Below are 14,839 nucleotides of genomic sequence, written 5' to 3'. Positions count from 1 at the left end.
CCCCTCGCGCGGCACCGGCGTTCTCTCCCGCTGCCTCGGTCGTGTCCTCGATCGTTTCCTTGGTCAAGTGTGCTGCGGACGGCGCATCGTTGCGAGGGGGCGTACCCGGCACGATTGTGTGAAGACACGGGCCCGTCGGCGCGCCGGATGCCTCGCGGGCGGGCCCCGGGAACGTCGCCAGGGCAGCGCCTGACGCGAGACCGGCGGGGTACTGCGGCAGGATGGACACCATGCCGAACCGACTGGCGCACGAGACGTCCCCCTACCTCCTTCAGCACGCAGACAACCCCGTCGACTGGTGGCCCTGGTCGGCGGAGGCCTTCGAGGAGGCCCGCAAGCGGGACGTGCCCGTGCTGCTCAGCGTCGGCTACAGCAGCTGTCACTGGTGTCACGTCATGGCCCACGAATCCTTCGAGGACCAGCAGACCGCCGAGTACCTCAACGCCCACTACGTGAGCGTCAAGGTCGACCGGGAAGAGCGTCCCGACGTGGACGCCGTCTACATGGAGGCCGTGCAGGCGGCGACCGGGCAGGGCGGCTGGCCCATGACCGTGTTTCTGACGCCGGACGCCGAGCCGTTCTACTTCGGTACGTACTTCCCGCCCGCGCCCCGCCAGGGCATGCCCTCCTTCCGGCAGGTGCTCCAGGGCGTGCACCAGGCGTGGGACGAGCGGCGGGACGAGGTCACCGAGGTCGCCGGGAAGATCGTCCGGGATCTGGCGGCCCGGGAGATCTCCTACGGGGATGACCGGACACCCGGGGAGGAGGAGCTCGCGCAGGCGCTGCTCGGGCTCACCCGGGAGTACGACCCGCAGCGCGGCGGATTCGGCGGGGCGCCGAAGTTCCCGCCGTCCATGGTGCTGGAGTTCCTGCTGAGGCACCACGCGCGGACCGGTGCCGAAGGTGCGCTGCAGATGGCGTCCGACACCTGCGAGCGGATGGCCCGGGGCGGGATCTACGACCAGCTCGGGGGCGGGTTCGCCCGCTACTCCGTCGACCGCGACTGGGTCGTGCCGCACTTCGAGAAGATGCTGTACGACAACGCCCTGCTGTGCCGGGTGTACGCCCACCTCTGGCGTGCCACGGGGTCGGAACTCGCCCGCCGGGTCGCCCTGGAGACCGCCGACTTCATGGTGCGGGAACTGCGCACGAACGAGGGCGGGTTCGCCTCCGCGCTCGATGCCGACAGCGACGACGGCACCGGCAAGCACATCGAGGGCGCCTACTACGTGTGGACGCCCGAGCAGCTGCGTGAGGTGCTGGGGGAGGAGGACGCCGACCTGGCCGCGCAGTACTTCGGTGTGACCGAGGAGGGCACCTTCGAAGAGGGGGCCTCCGTCCTGCAGCTGCCTCAGCAGCAGGAAGGGCTGGTCGACGCCGGGAAGATCGCCTCCATCCGGGAGCGGCTGCTCGCTGCGCGGGCCGAGCGGTCCGCGCCCGGCCGGGACGACAAGGTCGTGGCCGCCTGGAACGGGCTCGCGATCGCCGCGCTCGCCGAGACCGGCGCCTACTTCGACCGGCCCGACCTCGTCGACGCCGCCGTCGCCGCCGCCGATCTGATGGTGCGGCTGCACCTGGACGAGCAGGCCCGGCTCACCCGCACCAGCAAGGACGGCCACGCCGGCGCCAACGCGGGCGTCCTGGAGGACTACGCCGATGTGGCGGAGGGCTTCCTCGCGCTCGCGTCCGTGACCGGTGAGGGCGTCTGGCTGGAGTTCGCCGGGTTCCTCCTGGACCACGTCCTGGTCCGCTTCACCGACCCGGAGTCGGGCTCCCTGTACGACACCGCCGCCGACGCCGAGCGGCTCATCCGCCGCCCGCAGGACCCGACCGACAACGCCGCCCCGTCCGGCTGGACCGCGGCGGCGAACGCCCTGCTCGGCTATGCCGCGCACACCGCCTCAGAGCCGCACCGCACCGCGGCCGAGCGGGCGCTGGGTGTCGTCAAGGCGCTCGGTCCGCGCGTGCCCCGCTTCATCGGCTGGGGGCTCGCCGCGGCGGAGGCCGTGCTGGACGGGCCGCGCGAGGTCGCGATCGTGGGGCCGTCCCTCGACCACGAGGGCACGAGGGCCTTGCACCGCGCGGCACTTCTGGGCACCGCGCCGGGCGCGGTCGTCGCCGTCGGCGCTCCGGAGAGCGACGAGTTTCCGCTGCTCGCGGACCGTCCACTGGTCGGCGGTGAACCGGCGGCGTACGTCTGCCGCAACTTCACCTGCGATGCCCCGACGACCGAAGTCGAAAGGCTGCGCTCGGTGCTGAGTGACTGAGGGGCTGAGCGGCTGAGGGCTCAGCCCTGACCGTCTGACTCCGCCAGGGCGCGTTCCACGATGGCCTCCAGCTGCTCGTGGTGCGCGCCCTTCCAATAGGCCCGCCCACACGCACCGCACTGCGCGAACACGTCGTACGTCGCATGCGTCCCGCGCTTCAGCTGATCGGCGACCTCGTCCTTGCTCGCCTTGCGGAGCAGCCCGTTGCAGGCGGTGCAGCGCGTCCAGGGAAGCAGCTCGGGGCGGAACCGGTCCAGGACGTCCCGGAGCTGTTCCTCGGGTCGGGTGCTGTAGACGAACGCCCCCGCCCACAGCTCGCGGCGCCGCAGCAGCCCCCGGTCCCGGCTCAGCATGACCCGCTGCTCCGCCGCCGAGAGAGCGGCCAGCGCCGGGTCGCCGATGTCGGTCGACTCATAGGCCGTGTCCACGCCGAGCAGCCGCAGCCGGCGGGCCAGCGTGCCGAGGTGCACATCGAGGAGGAAGCGCAGGGGAGCGCCCGGCACCTTCTGGGGGCGCGCGACGGTCCGTACGGTCACGGACTCGCCGGCCGCCGGCACGTAGGAGACGGGCACCTCGCGGCCGTCCACGACCAGGGCGCCCACCTCGGTCAGCGGCACGCCCAGCGACTCGACGACATGGCCGAGGCCGGCGACGCCGTCGGTGGCGGTCGGGACGGTGCCCGTGGGCCGGGCCCGGGGGACGAACACCTGCAGCTCGGGGGCGAACTCGACGTGGATCTCGGGACCGTTCACCCGGTCAGGATGACATGACGAGGGGCCGCGGCCTCAGGGTTTTCCGGCGGGCAGGCCGTGTTCCAGGACGTCCAGGGCGCGGTCGACGAGGTCGCGGATGTCGTCCCGGTGGCCGGTCTCGGCCCAGTAGTGGGAGACCTCCATCAGCCCGCCCATCACGGACATGGCGAAGACGCGCAGCTCCGGGCCGTCCGGGTCGAGCCCGGAGCGCTCGGCGAGGGCCTCGCGCAGCAGCAGGGCGGTCGCCGCGGTGCTCTCGAGCATGCGGGCCCGGACCGCGGGCACCTCGACCCCGAGCCGGGCCCGCAGCCGGGTCACCTCGGGCTCCTCGGCGAGGCTCTGGTCGAGTGCCTTGCGCATCACATGCCTGAGGACGTCGGCCCACGACTCGTCCTCCGGGCGGGCCCGCAGCTCCGCCGTCGTCAGCGGGTCCCACGCGTCGGTGACGACGATGTCCTCTTTGGTCGGGAAGTAGCGGAACACCGTCGACGGCGACACCTCGGCACGGTCGGCGATCTGCTCGATCGTCGTGGCGTCGTAGCCCTGCTCCTCGATCAGCGCGTAGGTCGCGCCGCGGATCGCCCGGCGGGTCTTGATCTTCTTCCGCTCCCGGAGCCCCGGCGGGGGCCGGTCGTCGGGGGTGGTGCGTGGGGCCGTCATGACATGACGGTAACTGTCAAAAGGCATGCACTGTCTACGCGTGCTGGTACGCCACCAGCGAGATCCCCACGTAGTGCGTGATGAAGGCCGCCAGGGTGAAGGAGTGGAACACCTCGTGGAAGCCGAACCAGCGCGGTGACGGGTTGGGCCTCTTTATGCCGTAGACCACGCCGCCCGCGCTGTAGAGCAGTCCGCCGACGATGACCAGGACGAGGACGGCGATCCCGCCGGTCCGCATGAAGTCCGGCAGATAGAAGACGGCCGCCCAGCCCATCGCGATGTAACAGGGGGTGTAGAGCCAGCGCGGGGCGCCCACCCAGAAGACGCGGAAGATGATCCCGGCCGCCGCCGCGGCCCAGACGCCCCACAGCAGCCACTGCCCCTTCGCCCCGGGCAGGAGCAGCATGGTCAGCGGTGTGTACGTGCCCGCGATGATCAGGAAGATGTTGGCGTGATCCAGGCGGCGCAGAACGCCGTCCATGCGCGGACTCCAGTTGCCCCGGTGGTACAGCGCGCTCACGCCGAACAGCAGGCACGCCGTCAGCACGTAGATACCGCAGGCGATGCGCCCTCTGGAGGAGTCGGCGAGGGCGGTCAGGACCAGGCCCGCGACGAGCACGGCCGGAAACATGCCGAGGTGCAGCCAGCCGCGCAGCTTGGGCTTCACCGGGTGCGGCAGGGAGAGAGCCACCGGGCCACGGCCATCGGCCGGCGTATCCGAGGGCGCGTCGGGGACGAACGCAGTCATGGCCGAATGGTAGCTACGGAAGCGTAAGTGACCCATCAGCCCGGTCGTTTGGCCGATGAAGAGTGGCCATCCTCTCACCGCCCCCGAACGATGGTTACGCAAACGGACGGTCATGTGAACCCAACGTGCACGCAAAGCGTCCCCGAGAAACCGTGGCGATCCTCACGTTGCTCACCTGTGCGCTCCTCTGGACAGATGGGCGCGGACGTCGGATGATCAAATGAGTGCGGTCGGCACCGGATGAGCGCCAAGTTGCACCGTGAAGCATCCGGGTCGCAGCCCCCACGGGGCCTCCACATCAACAAAAAACCCTCATTTAGGAGCAATCGTGGCGCGCGACATCGCGGCTCCCACCGTCCCCACCACTCACCAGGGGCTGATCTCGTGGGTGAACGAGATCGCCGAGCTGACCCAGCCGGACAACGTGGTCTGGTGTGACGGATCCGAGGCCGAGTACGAGCGCCTGTGCGAGGAGCTCGTCCAGAAGGGCACCTTCCGGAAACTCGACCCGATCAAGCGCCCCCACTCCTACTACGCGGCCTCCGACCCCACCGACGTCGCCCGCGTGGAGGACCGGACGTTCATCTGCTCCGAGAAGGAGGAGGACGCGGGCCCGACCAACCACTGGAAGGCCCCCGCCGAGATGCGGGAGATCTTCCAGGGCTCCGGGGGTCAGGGCGGCCTGTTCCGCGGCTCGATGCGCGGCCGCACGCTGTACGTCGTGCCCTTCTGCATGGGCCCGCTCGGCTCGCCGCTCTCCGCGCTCGGCGTCGAGATCACCGACTCGGCCTACGTCGCCGTCGCCATGCGCACGATGACGCGCATGGGCCAGGCGGTCCTGGACGAGCTCGGCTCCGACGGCTTCTTCGTCAAGGCCGTGCACACCCTGGGCGCCCCGCTGGAGCCCGGCCAGGAGGACGTCCCCTGGCCCTGCAACCAGACCAAGTACATCTCGCACTTCCCCGAGGACCGCGAGATCTGGTCCTACGGCTCCGGCTACGGCGGCAACGCCCTGCTCGGCAAGAAGTGCTACGCCCTGCGCATCGCCTCCGTGATGGCGCGTGACGAGGGCTGGCTGGCCGAGCACATGCTCGTCCTGAAGCTCACCCCGCCGCGCGGCGAGGCCAAGTACGTCGCAGCGGCCTTCCCGAGCGCCTGCGGCAAGACCAACCTCGCCATGCTGGAGCCGACCGTCCCCGGCTGGACGGTCGAGACCATCGGCGACGACATCGCCTGGATGCGCTTCGGCGAGGACGGCCGGCTCTACGCCATCAACCCCGAGGCCGGCTTCTTCGGTGTCGCCCCCGGCACCGGCGAGCACACCAACGCCAACGCGATGAAGACGCTGTGGGGCAACTCCGTCTTCACCAACGTCGCCCTCACCGACGACAACGACATCTGGTGGGAGGGCATGACGGAGGAGACTCCGGCCCACCTGACGGACTGGAAGGGCAACGACTGGACCCCGGAGTCGGGCGTCCCGGCCGCGCACCCCAACGCCCGCTTCACCGTCCCGGCCTCGCAGTGCCCGATCATCGCGCCCGAGTGGGAGGACCCCAAGGGCGTGCCGATCTCGGCGATCCTCTTCGGCGGCCGCCGCGCCACCGCCGTACCGCTGGTGACGGAGTCCTTCGACTGGAACCACGGCGTCTTCCTCGGCGCCAACGTGGCCTCCGAGAAGACCGCCGCCGCCGAGGGCAAGGTCGGCGAGCTGCGCCGCGACCCGTTCGCGATGCTGCCGTTCTGCGGCTACAACATGGGCGACTACATGGCCCACTGGATCGACGTGGCCAAGGACAAGGACCAGTCCAAGCTGCCGAAGATCTACTACGTCAACTGGTTCCGCAAGGACGACCAGGGCAAGTTCGTGTGGCCCGGCTTCGGTGAGAACGCCCGTGTCCTGAAGTGGATCGTGGGCCGCCTGGACGGCTCGGCCGAGGGTGTCGAGTCGCCGATCGGCGTCCTGCCGGCGAAGGGCGCCCTCGACACGGACGGCCTCGAGCTGTCCGACGCCGACCTGGACTTCCTGCTCACGGTCGACAAGGAGGTCTGGCGCGAGGAGGCCGCCCTGGTCCCCGAGCACCTCAACACCTTCGGCGACCACACGCCGAAGGAGCTGTGGGACGAGTACCGCGCGCTGGTGAAGCGCCTGGGCTGACACCCACCCCCAAGACTCCGCGGCCGGTCTACCGAGAGTGCCCTGACCAGCAACATCGTCACGGCCGGCCGCGGTGCCAGCAGGACCGGAGGCAGGGGTTCGCACAACGGCGTGCGAGCCCCTGCCTTCGTCGTTCCCGTCGCGCCCCCTTGCTCACCGAATCTTCACGGCTGTTTCATGCTTCAGGCGCCTCACCGGTCCCGGTGGGGCTCTCAAAACAGTCTGTGGGGGGCACAGTTGAATACCGCACACCGTTCCAGACGGCTCGCCGCCACGCTGTCCGCCGCGTTACTCGCGGGGACCGGCCTGACCGTCGCCGCCGCACCCGCGGCGCACGCGGCGGCCTCCGACGCCGTGGCCAAGTTGCCGATCTCGTCGTACTCGGCGCTGGCCGTCGACAACGTCCACCAGCGCGTCTTCGTCGCCGACAGCAACGTCGGCTACTACCTCAACTCCGGCACCATCGCCGTCTACACCTTCGGGGGCGAGCGCCTGACGACGCTCACCACCAACCAGGCCCATGTCTCGGGCCTCGCGGTCAGCGCCGACGGCAACACGCTCTACGCGGGGCTGCGCGACCGTATCGAGGCCTTCGACACCACCACCTACCAGCGCACCACCGTCGCCTCCGTCAGCACCGACACCTGCGGCCGGGAGGTCGCCCAGTCCGGCGGCCAGACCTATTTCACGACGCCCTACGCGTCCTCGACCTCCCAGTGCGCCACCGCCGAGACCCACCTCGACGGGATCGTGAACGGCACCCACACCCGCACCGGCTGGAACGACAGCGGCGATCTGCTGCTGGAGGCCGGAGCCGGGGACCGCATGCTCATGGGCCAGCCGCTCAACGCGAAGGCGGCCGACCCCTTCCTCGCCGTGTACGACACCAGCGACGGCGCCCTCGTGCGCAACGCCGCGCGGCGCTTCGCCGACGGCCAGGGCAACGGCGCCCTGAACCTCAAGGACCTGGCGTTCTCCGCCGACGGCGGCAAGGTCGCCCTGGCCGACGCCACGGCGGGCACCCGGCTGCTGAACACCGGCGACCTCTCGGACGCGGCGACCGGCTACCGGGCCCTGCCCGAGGGGGCCACCGCCAGCGCGGTCGCCTTCAGCGGCGACGGCAAGTACATCGCCCGCGGAGCCTCCGCCACGGGTTCCGTGCCCGACCTGCTGGTGCAGCCCGCCGACCCGGGCGACTCCACCACCCCGCTGGAGTTCGTCTTCGAGGGCAGCCTCGACGGCGACCGCGTCGTGCCGCGCGGCATGAAGTGGTCGGCGGACGGCTCCCGGCTGTTCGCGGTCACCACCAACGCGTCCGGCGGCCAGTACTGGCTGCACATCATCAAGCCGCCCGCCGTCCAGTACGACGCCCGCTTCACCGGCGGCCTCACCCACAGCCCCGGCCAGGCCGTGGCGGGCGAGCCGCTGGCCGTGCGCGGCAAGCTGGAGCACGACGGGCCCGCGCCCGCCGAGCCGCTGAAGGTCAAGGCGACCCGCACCGACGCGAGCGGCACCCATGACCTGGGCACCGCCACCGTCAAGGCGGACGGCACCTTCACGGTCCTCGACGAGCCCGACCGCCTCGGCGAGGCCACCTACACCGTCTCCTACCTCGGCGACCTGACCCACCGCCCGGCCACGGACATCACCCACACGGTGACCGTCGCCAAGGCCCCCACCGCCATCGCCCTCACGGCACCGGAGGAGGCGAACCTCTCCGACGGCATCGAGATCACCGGCAAGTTCACCGCCCAGGGCAAGCCCCTCGCGGACCGAGCCGTGCTCAAGGTCGTACGCGAGGACCGCCTCGGCAGGGGCACCCTCTCCTCGGTGACCGCCGCCGCCGACGGCACCTTCACCATCAACGACATCCCCCGCACCTACGGCGACACGACCTACACGGTGACGTGGCCGGGCGACGCCCTGCACGAGAACTCGACGGCATCGGCGGAGACCTACGTGAGGCGCTAGTTCTTGCGATGCCGTTAGGGGGACGTCCCCAAGGGGCGCGGGGAACTGCGCGACCAGCCCAACTCAACCCGCACCCACTCACAAACTGTGGCACCCGGCCCGCGCGTCGCTGCGGGTGCGCGCGGACCGGGGCCGTTCAAGGGAGCCCGTTAAACAGGCTCAGTGGGAGGCGAGCTCGCGCGGATCGAGGGCCGCCGAGTGCACATCCATCTGCTCGGCGGCCAGAATCGCCGCAGCCGTATCAGCCCGGGACGCGGCGACAACCAACGCCCGCCCCGCCAGGGCATGCGCCCGCCGATGGAGCGCCACCGCACTCCGCTCGCGGCGCCCCCGGGACGCCCGGGTCGGCGTACGCCCACCCCGCAGCCGGGCCACCTGCTCCGTGAGCCGTTCCGCCGAGGCGTCCAGGTCGGCCGAGGGCGCTGCCGCGCGGAGTTCGTCCGTGACGGCGAGGAGCGCGGCGAGATGGCCGGCGAGCTGGATGTCCAGCTCTTCCTCACGCGAGCGGTGGGGGAAGTCGGCGGTGGTGCCGGCCATCGTGCTGTGGACCGACTTGGCGCGGATCGGTTCGTACATGGGACGGCCTCCTGAGTGCTTCAGGAAGCCATCCTAGCTTAGATTTCGTCTAAAGTTGAGTTGTTCACAAAACCGGACCGCCCGCACACGCAGTGTGAGCGGGGTCTCTTCGGTCAGGGCTGGCTGTAGCCGTCCAGGAAGTGCCCGATCCGGCCCATCGCGTCCCGCAGGTCGCCCACCGACGGCAGGGTCACCACCCGGAAGTGGTCCGGCTCGGGCCAGTTGAAGCCGGTGCCCTGGACGACCATGATCTTCTCGCGCCGCAGCAGGTCCAGGACCATGCGCCGGTCGTCCTTGATCTTGAAGACCTTGGGGTCGAGACGCGGGAAGAGATACAGCGCGCCCTTCGGCTTCACACAGGTCACGCCCGGGATCTGGGTCAGCAGCTCGTACGCCACGTCGCGCTGCTCGCGCAGCCGGCCGCCCGGCAGGACCAGGTCGTTGATCGTCTGCCGTCCGCTGAGCGCCGCGACCACGCCGTGCTGTCCCGGCATGTTCGCGCACAGCCGCATGTTCGCGAGGATCGTCAGGCCCTCGATGTAGGAGTCGGCGTGGGCGCGCGGCCCGGAGATCGACATCCAGCCGACGCGGTAGCCGGCGACCCGGTACGCCTTCGACATGCCGTTGAAGGTGAGGGTGAGCAGGTCGGGGGCGACGGCGGCGGTCGGGGTGTGCGTGGCCTCGTCGTAGAGGATCTTGTCGTAGATCTCGTCCGAGCAGACCAGCAGGTTGTGGCGGCGGGCGATGTCGGTGAGCCCCTTGATCATCGCCTCGTCGTAGACGGCCCCGGTCGGGTTGTTCGGGTTGATGATCACGATCGCCTTGGTGCGGTCGGTGACCTTGCGCTCGATGTCGGCCAGATCCGGCATCCAGTCGGCCTGCTCGTCGCACCGGTAGTGCACGGCCGTGCCGCCGGACAGGGAGACGGCGGCGGTCCACAGCGGGTAGTCCGGCGCGGGGACGAGGACCTCGTCGCCGTCGTCGAGCAGCGCCTGCATCGCCATCACGATCAGCTCGGAGACGCCGTTGCCGATGAAGACGTGCTCGACGTCCGTCTCGATGCCGAGGGTCTGGTTGTGCATGACGACCGCGCGGCGTGCGGCCAGCAGCCCCTTGGCGTCTCCGTATCCGTGGGCCGAGGAGACGTTCCGGAGGACGTCCTCCAGGATCTCGGGCGGGCATTCGAAGCCGAACGCCGCCGGGTTGCCGGTGTTGAGCTTGAGGATGCGGTGACCTGCTGCTTCCAGGCGCATCGCCTCCTCGAGCACCGGGCCCCGGATCTCGTAACAGACGTTGGCGAGCTTGGTCGACTGGATCACCTGCATGACAGGGAGCTTACGGCCCGGTAATGCCCCGTGGCTCGTGTTTTCCGCCACGCGAGACGCGCCGGTTTCGCATGAAATCGCCATACGCAGCCTCATCGGCCTCCGGGGGCGCCGGGAGCGCGCGCGGAGGCGGATTGGGCCAAAGGGGCGACGGGTGCGTGGTTCCCCGCACCCCGGGGCGGGGCGCCCGCTACCCGGGCAAAACCCGACGAAGCTCGGAAGCGGCCACCAAGTCCCCCAACCGTGCCCCCCAAGTTCCCGGCAGGTCACGGCGGTTGCGTAGGGTCGGCCCGGACGCCGAGGGTCCCGTTGTGAAACAGGTTCTTGTGCCGCCCGCCTTGCGACGATCACAATGCACATGACAACAGTGCGGGCGGCCGGAGGATTTCCGGCCGCCTCCGTCGCAAGAGGGGACCCCCCATGAGAAAACCTCTCGCCGCCGCGTTCTTCGCCCTGGCGATAGCCGGGGCCGGCGCGGCTCCCGCGACCGCTGCCGAAGCAGGCCCCCAGGGCTTCGGCAAGGGCGCGGAAACGGGCAAGGTCACGTCCGCCGTCACGGACGTGGTCACGTCCGCAACGGAGACCCTGTCCGGGCTCAGGAGCCCGTCGGCCAAGGCTGTGAACTTCGCCGGCACCGTCGCGCTCAGCAACTGCTCCGGCTCCGTCGTCCGCATGCCGGACGCCGAGGCGAACGACCCGGCGCTGGTGATGACCAACGGCCACTGTCTGGACGGCGGCATGCCCGGTCCCGGCGAGGTCCGTGTCGACCAGGCCTCCAGCCGTACCTTCGGACTGCTCAACTCCTCCGGCTCGCGGGTGGCCACCCTGCGCGCCAACAAGCTCGCGTACGGCACGATGACCGACACGGACGTCGCGTTCTACCAGCTCACCACCACGTACGGGCAGATCAAGAGCTCGTACGGCATCGACGCGCTGACGCTGAACGACGCGCACCCGGTCGCCGGCACCGCCATCAGCATCCCCTCGGGCTACTGGAAGCGGATCTACAGCTGCGACATCGACGGGTTCGCACACAGCCTGAAGGAAGGCGACTGGACCTTCAAGGACTCGGTCCGCTACACCTCCGCCTGCAACACCATCGGCGGCACGTCCGGCTCGCCCGTCGTCGACCAGGCCACCGGCAAGGTCGTCGCGATCAACAACACCGGCAACGAGGACGGCCAGCGCTGCACGGTGAACAACCCCTGTGAGGTCGACGCGAACGGCAACGTGACCGTCCGCAAGGGCATCAACTACGCCCAGCAGATCTACCAGGTCCCGGCCTGCTTCGGCGTCGACAGCAAGCTCGACCTGAGCGCGAGCGGCTGCACCCTGCCCAAGCCGTAGGGCAGGGTGCCGGGCCGGGTGGTCACACGAGAGCGGTTCTGCGGACCGCCCGGCCCGCCAGGACGTCCGTGCGCCGGCCGTCCTCGATCACGAAACAGCCGTCGACCAGGACGTACGGGATGCCCGTAGGGAGCGTGCGGGGTTCGTCGAAAGTGGACCCCGCCGCCACCGTCGCCGGATCGAAGAGGACCAGGTCGGCGACATACCCCTCGCGCACCAGGCCCCGGTCCGGCAGTCGCAGCCGGGCCGCCGGGCGTGCGGTGAGGTGCGCGACGCACTCCTCCAGCGACAGCACCCCCAACTCCCGCACGTAGTGGCCGAGGTAGTGCGGGAAGGTGCCGTAGGCGCGCGGGTGCGGCTTGGCGCCCTGGAGGATGCCGTCCGAGCCGCCGGTGTGCACGCGGTGGCGCATGATCGCCCGGACGTTCTCCTCGTGGCCGACGTGCTGGAGGATCGTCGGGGCCAGCCGGTCGGCCAGCAGCAGCCCGCGCGCGGTCGCCCAGGGGGCCTCGCCGCGCACGTCCGCCGACTCCTTCACCGTCCGGCCGACGAACTCCGCCAGGGCCGGATCGCCCACGCCCGAGATCTCGATCGTGTCCCACTCGATGGGCACGCCGTGACAGCCGTCCGAGCCCGTGATCTCCAGGTCGTGGCGGATCAGCGCCGCCGTCTCCTCGTCCGCCAGCCGCTTCAGTGCCTGCTCGGGGCCGCCCTCGTTCGCCCAGCTCGGCAGCATGGCCGCCAGGGTCGTACAGCCCGGGGTGTAGGGGTAGGTGTCGAGGCTGATGTCGGCCCCGGCCGCCAGCGCCTCGTCCAGGAGGGACAGCAGCTCCGGCGCCCGGCCCTTGTTCACGCCGAAGTTCATGGTGGCGTGGGCGAGATGCAGGGAGCAGCCCGCCTCACGGGTCAGGGCGACCATCTCCCGGTAGGCCTCCAGGGCGCCCGCGCCGTAGGAGCGGTGGTGCGGGCAGTAGTAGCCGCCGTACGACGCCACCACCCGGCACAGCTCGGTGAGTTCGGCGTCCTGCGCGTACATGCCGGGCGTGTACGTCAGCCCGGACGACATGCCGACGGCGCCCTGCTCCATGCCCTCGGCGACCAGCCGCCGCATCCGGTCCAGCTCGTCGGGGGTCGCCTCGCGGTCCTCCCAGCCGACGGCGAGCGCGCGGACCGTGCCCTGGGGGATCAGATAGGCCGCGTTGACCGCGATCCCCCGGTCCAGCCGGTCCAGATACTCGCCCACCGACCGCCAGTCGAAGTCGATGTCGTCACCGGAGCCGTTCCACCCGGCGATCGCCCGGCGCACCTCGCCGAGCGTGCGGTCGTCGACCGGCGCGTACGACAGTCCGTCCTGGCCGATGACCTCCAGGGTGACGCCCTGGGCGGCCTTGGCGCTGTGGTCGGGGTCGCGCAGCAGGGCCAGGTCGCTGTGGGCGTGCATGTCGACGAAGCCGGGGGAGAGGACCAGCCCCTCCGCGTCCAGCTCCCGGCGCGCCCGGGGGCGCTGGCAGCCGGCCGCGGCCGCCTCCTTGACGATCGACACGATCCGGCCGCCGTCGACCACGACATCGGCCCGGTAGGAGGGTCCGCCGGAGCCGTCCACGACCTCCGCGTCCCGGATGACGAGCTCTTCCATCGCGGGCCTCCTCAGAAGAACGTACGGACGTAGTCGACGACCGTGCCGTCCGCCGCCACGACCGGGATCAGCTGCCACTTGTCGAACGACGTGCACGGATGGGACAGCCCCAGACCGACCCAGTCACCGACCTCCAGATCCGCCTCCGGCGTGGTGCTCAGCCACGCGTGCTGGTCGGACAGGCCCGTCACCGACACCCCGGTGGCCGGGCGCTCGGCGCCGTCCCGGCGGATCACCTGCGCGAAGGGCAGATCGAGGTCGTAGGCCGCGTCCCGCTTGCCCGCGTTGACGAAGGCCTGCTCGGCGGAGGGCCGCGACACCACCTGCGTCCACAGGCGGAACGCCGGCTCCAGGGCGCCCTCCTCGGGGACCCGGTTGAACGGGGTCAGCTTGCGGTAGTGGCCGTCGTCGTGCGAGACGTAGGCGCCCGAGCGCAGCAACTTGCAGACGGGACGGGAGAGTTCGGGGATCTCCGCGAAGACCTCGGCGACCGCGTCGAACCAGGCGCTGCCGCCCGCGCTGACGACGATCTCGTCCAGGCCCTCGAAGCGCCCGGCCTCGTCGAAGCCGGCGGCGAGCGCGACCAGCCGCCGCAGCCACGCCGTCACCCGCTCCTGGTCGGCCTTCGGCACCTCGCCCTCGTAGCCCGCGACACCGACGAGCCGCAGGGTCCGGGTGCGCGCCACCGCGTCCGCGACCGCCGCGCACTCCTCCTCCGTACGGACCCCGGTCCGGGCGCCCTCCCCGGCGGCGAGTTCGACGACGACGTCCACCGGGCGCCCGGCACCGCTCAGGGCCGCGTCCATCAGCTCCACTCCGCGCACGGAGTCGACGTAGCAGACGAAGCGGAAGTCCGGGTCGGCGTCCAGCTCGGCGGAGACCCAGCGCAGGGCCGCCGCGTCGACCAGCTCGTTGGCGAGGAAGATCCGCCGGGTCCCGAACGCGCGCGCCACCCGCGCCTGGTGGGGGACCGCCAGCGTGATGCCCCACGCCCCGTGCTCGATCTGCCGCTGGAAGAGCTGCGGGGCCATGGAGGTCTTGCCGTGCGGAGCGAAGGCCAGGCCGTGCCGGGTCGCGTACGTCTCCATGAGCCTCAGGTTGTGCTCCAGGCGCTCGGCGGACAGCGCGAGCACGGGCGTGGCGAAGCCGCCGGTGAAGAGGTTGCGGCGCTCGGCGGCCAGCTCGCCCACGGTCAGTCCGTCGGCGTCCGGCGGGAGGCCCTTGAAGCGGTGGTCGACGCGCTCGGCGGCGAGCCGGGCGAGGGACTCGGCGGCGGTGTCGGCTGTCATGGAGCCTCCTGATCAGCAGTGTTGCGTTCTGTGCAACCGTCATTGCGTATGTCGATGCACGCTGTCTAACATCTCGGCCACCCCCGGTCAATGAAACCGTCACCGGCCGG

General features: G+C 70.8%; 11 protein-coding genes. 4 read left to right on the top strand and 7 right to left on the bottom strand.

Annotated features, from left to right (window positions below; all coding sequences use genetic code 11):
• Window positions 1–230: 230 nt before the first annotated feature.
• Entirely contained in the window at window positions 231–2,267 is a 2,037-nt protein-coding gene (locus tag NNW99_RS12605) for a thioredoxin domain-containing protein (RefSeq protein WP_215118942.1), read from the top strand.
• 20 nt (window positions 2,268–2,287) lie between these two features.
• On the opposite strand, the gene NNW99_RS12600 is transcribed toward NNW99_RS12605, so the two are convergent.
• The 3 genes from NNW99_RS12600 to NNW99_RS12590 are packed head-to-tail and all read right to left on the bottom strand — an operon-like array spanning window position 2,288 to window position 4,427.
• A complete protein-coding gene (locus tag NNW99_RS12600) occupies window positions 2,288–3,019 on the bottom strand; it encodes a Mut7-C ubiquitin/RNAse domain-containing protein (RefSeq protein ID WP_215118939.1) in 732 nt (243 codons plus the stop codon).
• A gap of 33 nt (window positions 3,020–3,052) precedes the next feature.
• Window positions 3,053–3,679: a TetR/AcrR family transcriptional regulator gene (locus NNW99_RS12595; protein ID WP_215118937.1), complete on the bottom strand. Its 627-nt coding sequence runs from the start codon at window positions 3,677–3,679 to the stop codon at window positions 3,053–3,055.
• A 34-nt stretch (window positions 3,680–3,713) separates the two neighbouring features.
• On the bottom strand, window positions 3,714–4,427 hold the full coding sequence (locus tag NNW99_RS12590; protein WP_215118935.1) for a hemolysin III family protein: 714 nt from the start codon (window positions 4,425–4,427) through the stop codon (window positions 3,714–3,716).
• 328 nt (window positions 4,428–4,755) lie between these two features.
• Here NNW99_RS12590 and NNW99_RS12585 point away from each other — a divergent pair, with 328 nt between their 5' ends.
• Together NNW99_RS12585 and NNW99_RS12580 are read left to right on the top strand one after the other, a co-directional pair.
• Window positions 4,756–6,585, top strand: coding sequence for a phosphoenolpyruvate carboxykinase (GTP) (locus NNW99_RS12585; protein ID WP_215118934.1), 1,830 nt, complete (start codon window positions 4,756–4,758; stop codon window positions 6,583–6,585).
• 237 nt (window positions 6,586–6,822) lie between these two features.
• Window positions 6,823–8,556: an Ig-like domain repeat protein gene (locus tag NNW99_RS12580; RefSeq protein WP_215118930.1), complete on the top strand. Its 1,734-nt coding sequence runs from the start codon at window positions 6,823–6,825 to the stop codon at window positions 8,554–8,556.
• A gap of 159 nt (window positions 8,557–8,715) precedes the next feature.
• Here NNW99_RS12580 and NNW99_RS12575 read toward each other — a convergent pair whose 3' ends face one another.
• Together NNW99_RS12575 and NNW99_RS12570 are read right to left on the bottom strand one after the other, a co-directional pair.
• A complete protein-coding gene (locus NNW99_RS12575; protein WP_215118928.1) occupies window positions 8,716–9,132 on the bottom strand; it encodes a hypothetical protein in 417 nt (138 codons plus the stop codon).
• Window positions 9,133–9,245: 113 nt separating this feature from the next.
• On the bottom strand, window positions 9,246–10,457 hold the full coding sequence (locus tag NNW99_RS12570; RefSeq protein ID WP_215118922.1) for a pyridoxal phosphate-dependent aminotransferase: 1,212 nt from the start codon (window positions 10,455–10,457) through the stop codon (window positions 9,246–9,248).
• A 420-nt stretch (window positions 10,458–10,877) separates the two neighbouring features.
• On the opposite strand from NNW99_RS12570, the gene NNW99_RS12565 reads away from it, so the two are divergent.
• Complete coding sequence (locus tag NNW99_RS12565) at window positions 10,878–11,804, top strand: serine protease (RefSeq protein ID WP_215118915.1); 927 nt, start codon at window positions 10,878–10,880, stop codon at window positions 11,802–11,804.
• Window positions 11,805–11,826: 22 nt separating this feature from the next.
• Here NNW99_RS12565 and NNW99_RS12560 read toward each other — a convergent pair whose 3' ends face one another.
• Together NNW99_RS12560 and NNW99_RS12555 are read right to left on the bottom strand one after the other, a co-directional pair.
• Window positions 11,827–13,440 (bottom strand): amidohydrolase family protein, encoded by a 1,614-nt coding sequence (locus NNW99_RS12560; protein WP_215118909.1) that lies wholly within the window; start codon window positions 13,438–13,440, stop codon window positions 11,827–11,829.
• An 11-nt stretch (window positions 13,441–13,451) separates the two neighbouring features.
• Window positions 13,452–14,729, bottom strand: a complete 1,278-nt coding sequence (locus NNW99_RS12555; protein WP_215118908.1) for an amino acid deaminase — start codon at window positions 14,727–14,729, stop codon at window positions 13,452–13,454.
• Window positions 14,730–14,839: the final 110 nt, after the last annotated feature.

The organism is Streptomyces sp. CRCS-T-1, assembly GCF_024442335.1.
Classification (GTDB): Bacteria; Actinomycetota; Actinomycetes; order Streptomycetales; family Streptomycetaceae; genus Streptomyces; species Streptomyces koelreuteriae.
The sequence above is the reverse complement of the archived record's forward strand: the minus strand, read 5'-3'. Positions and strand labels throughout refer to the sequence as shown.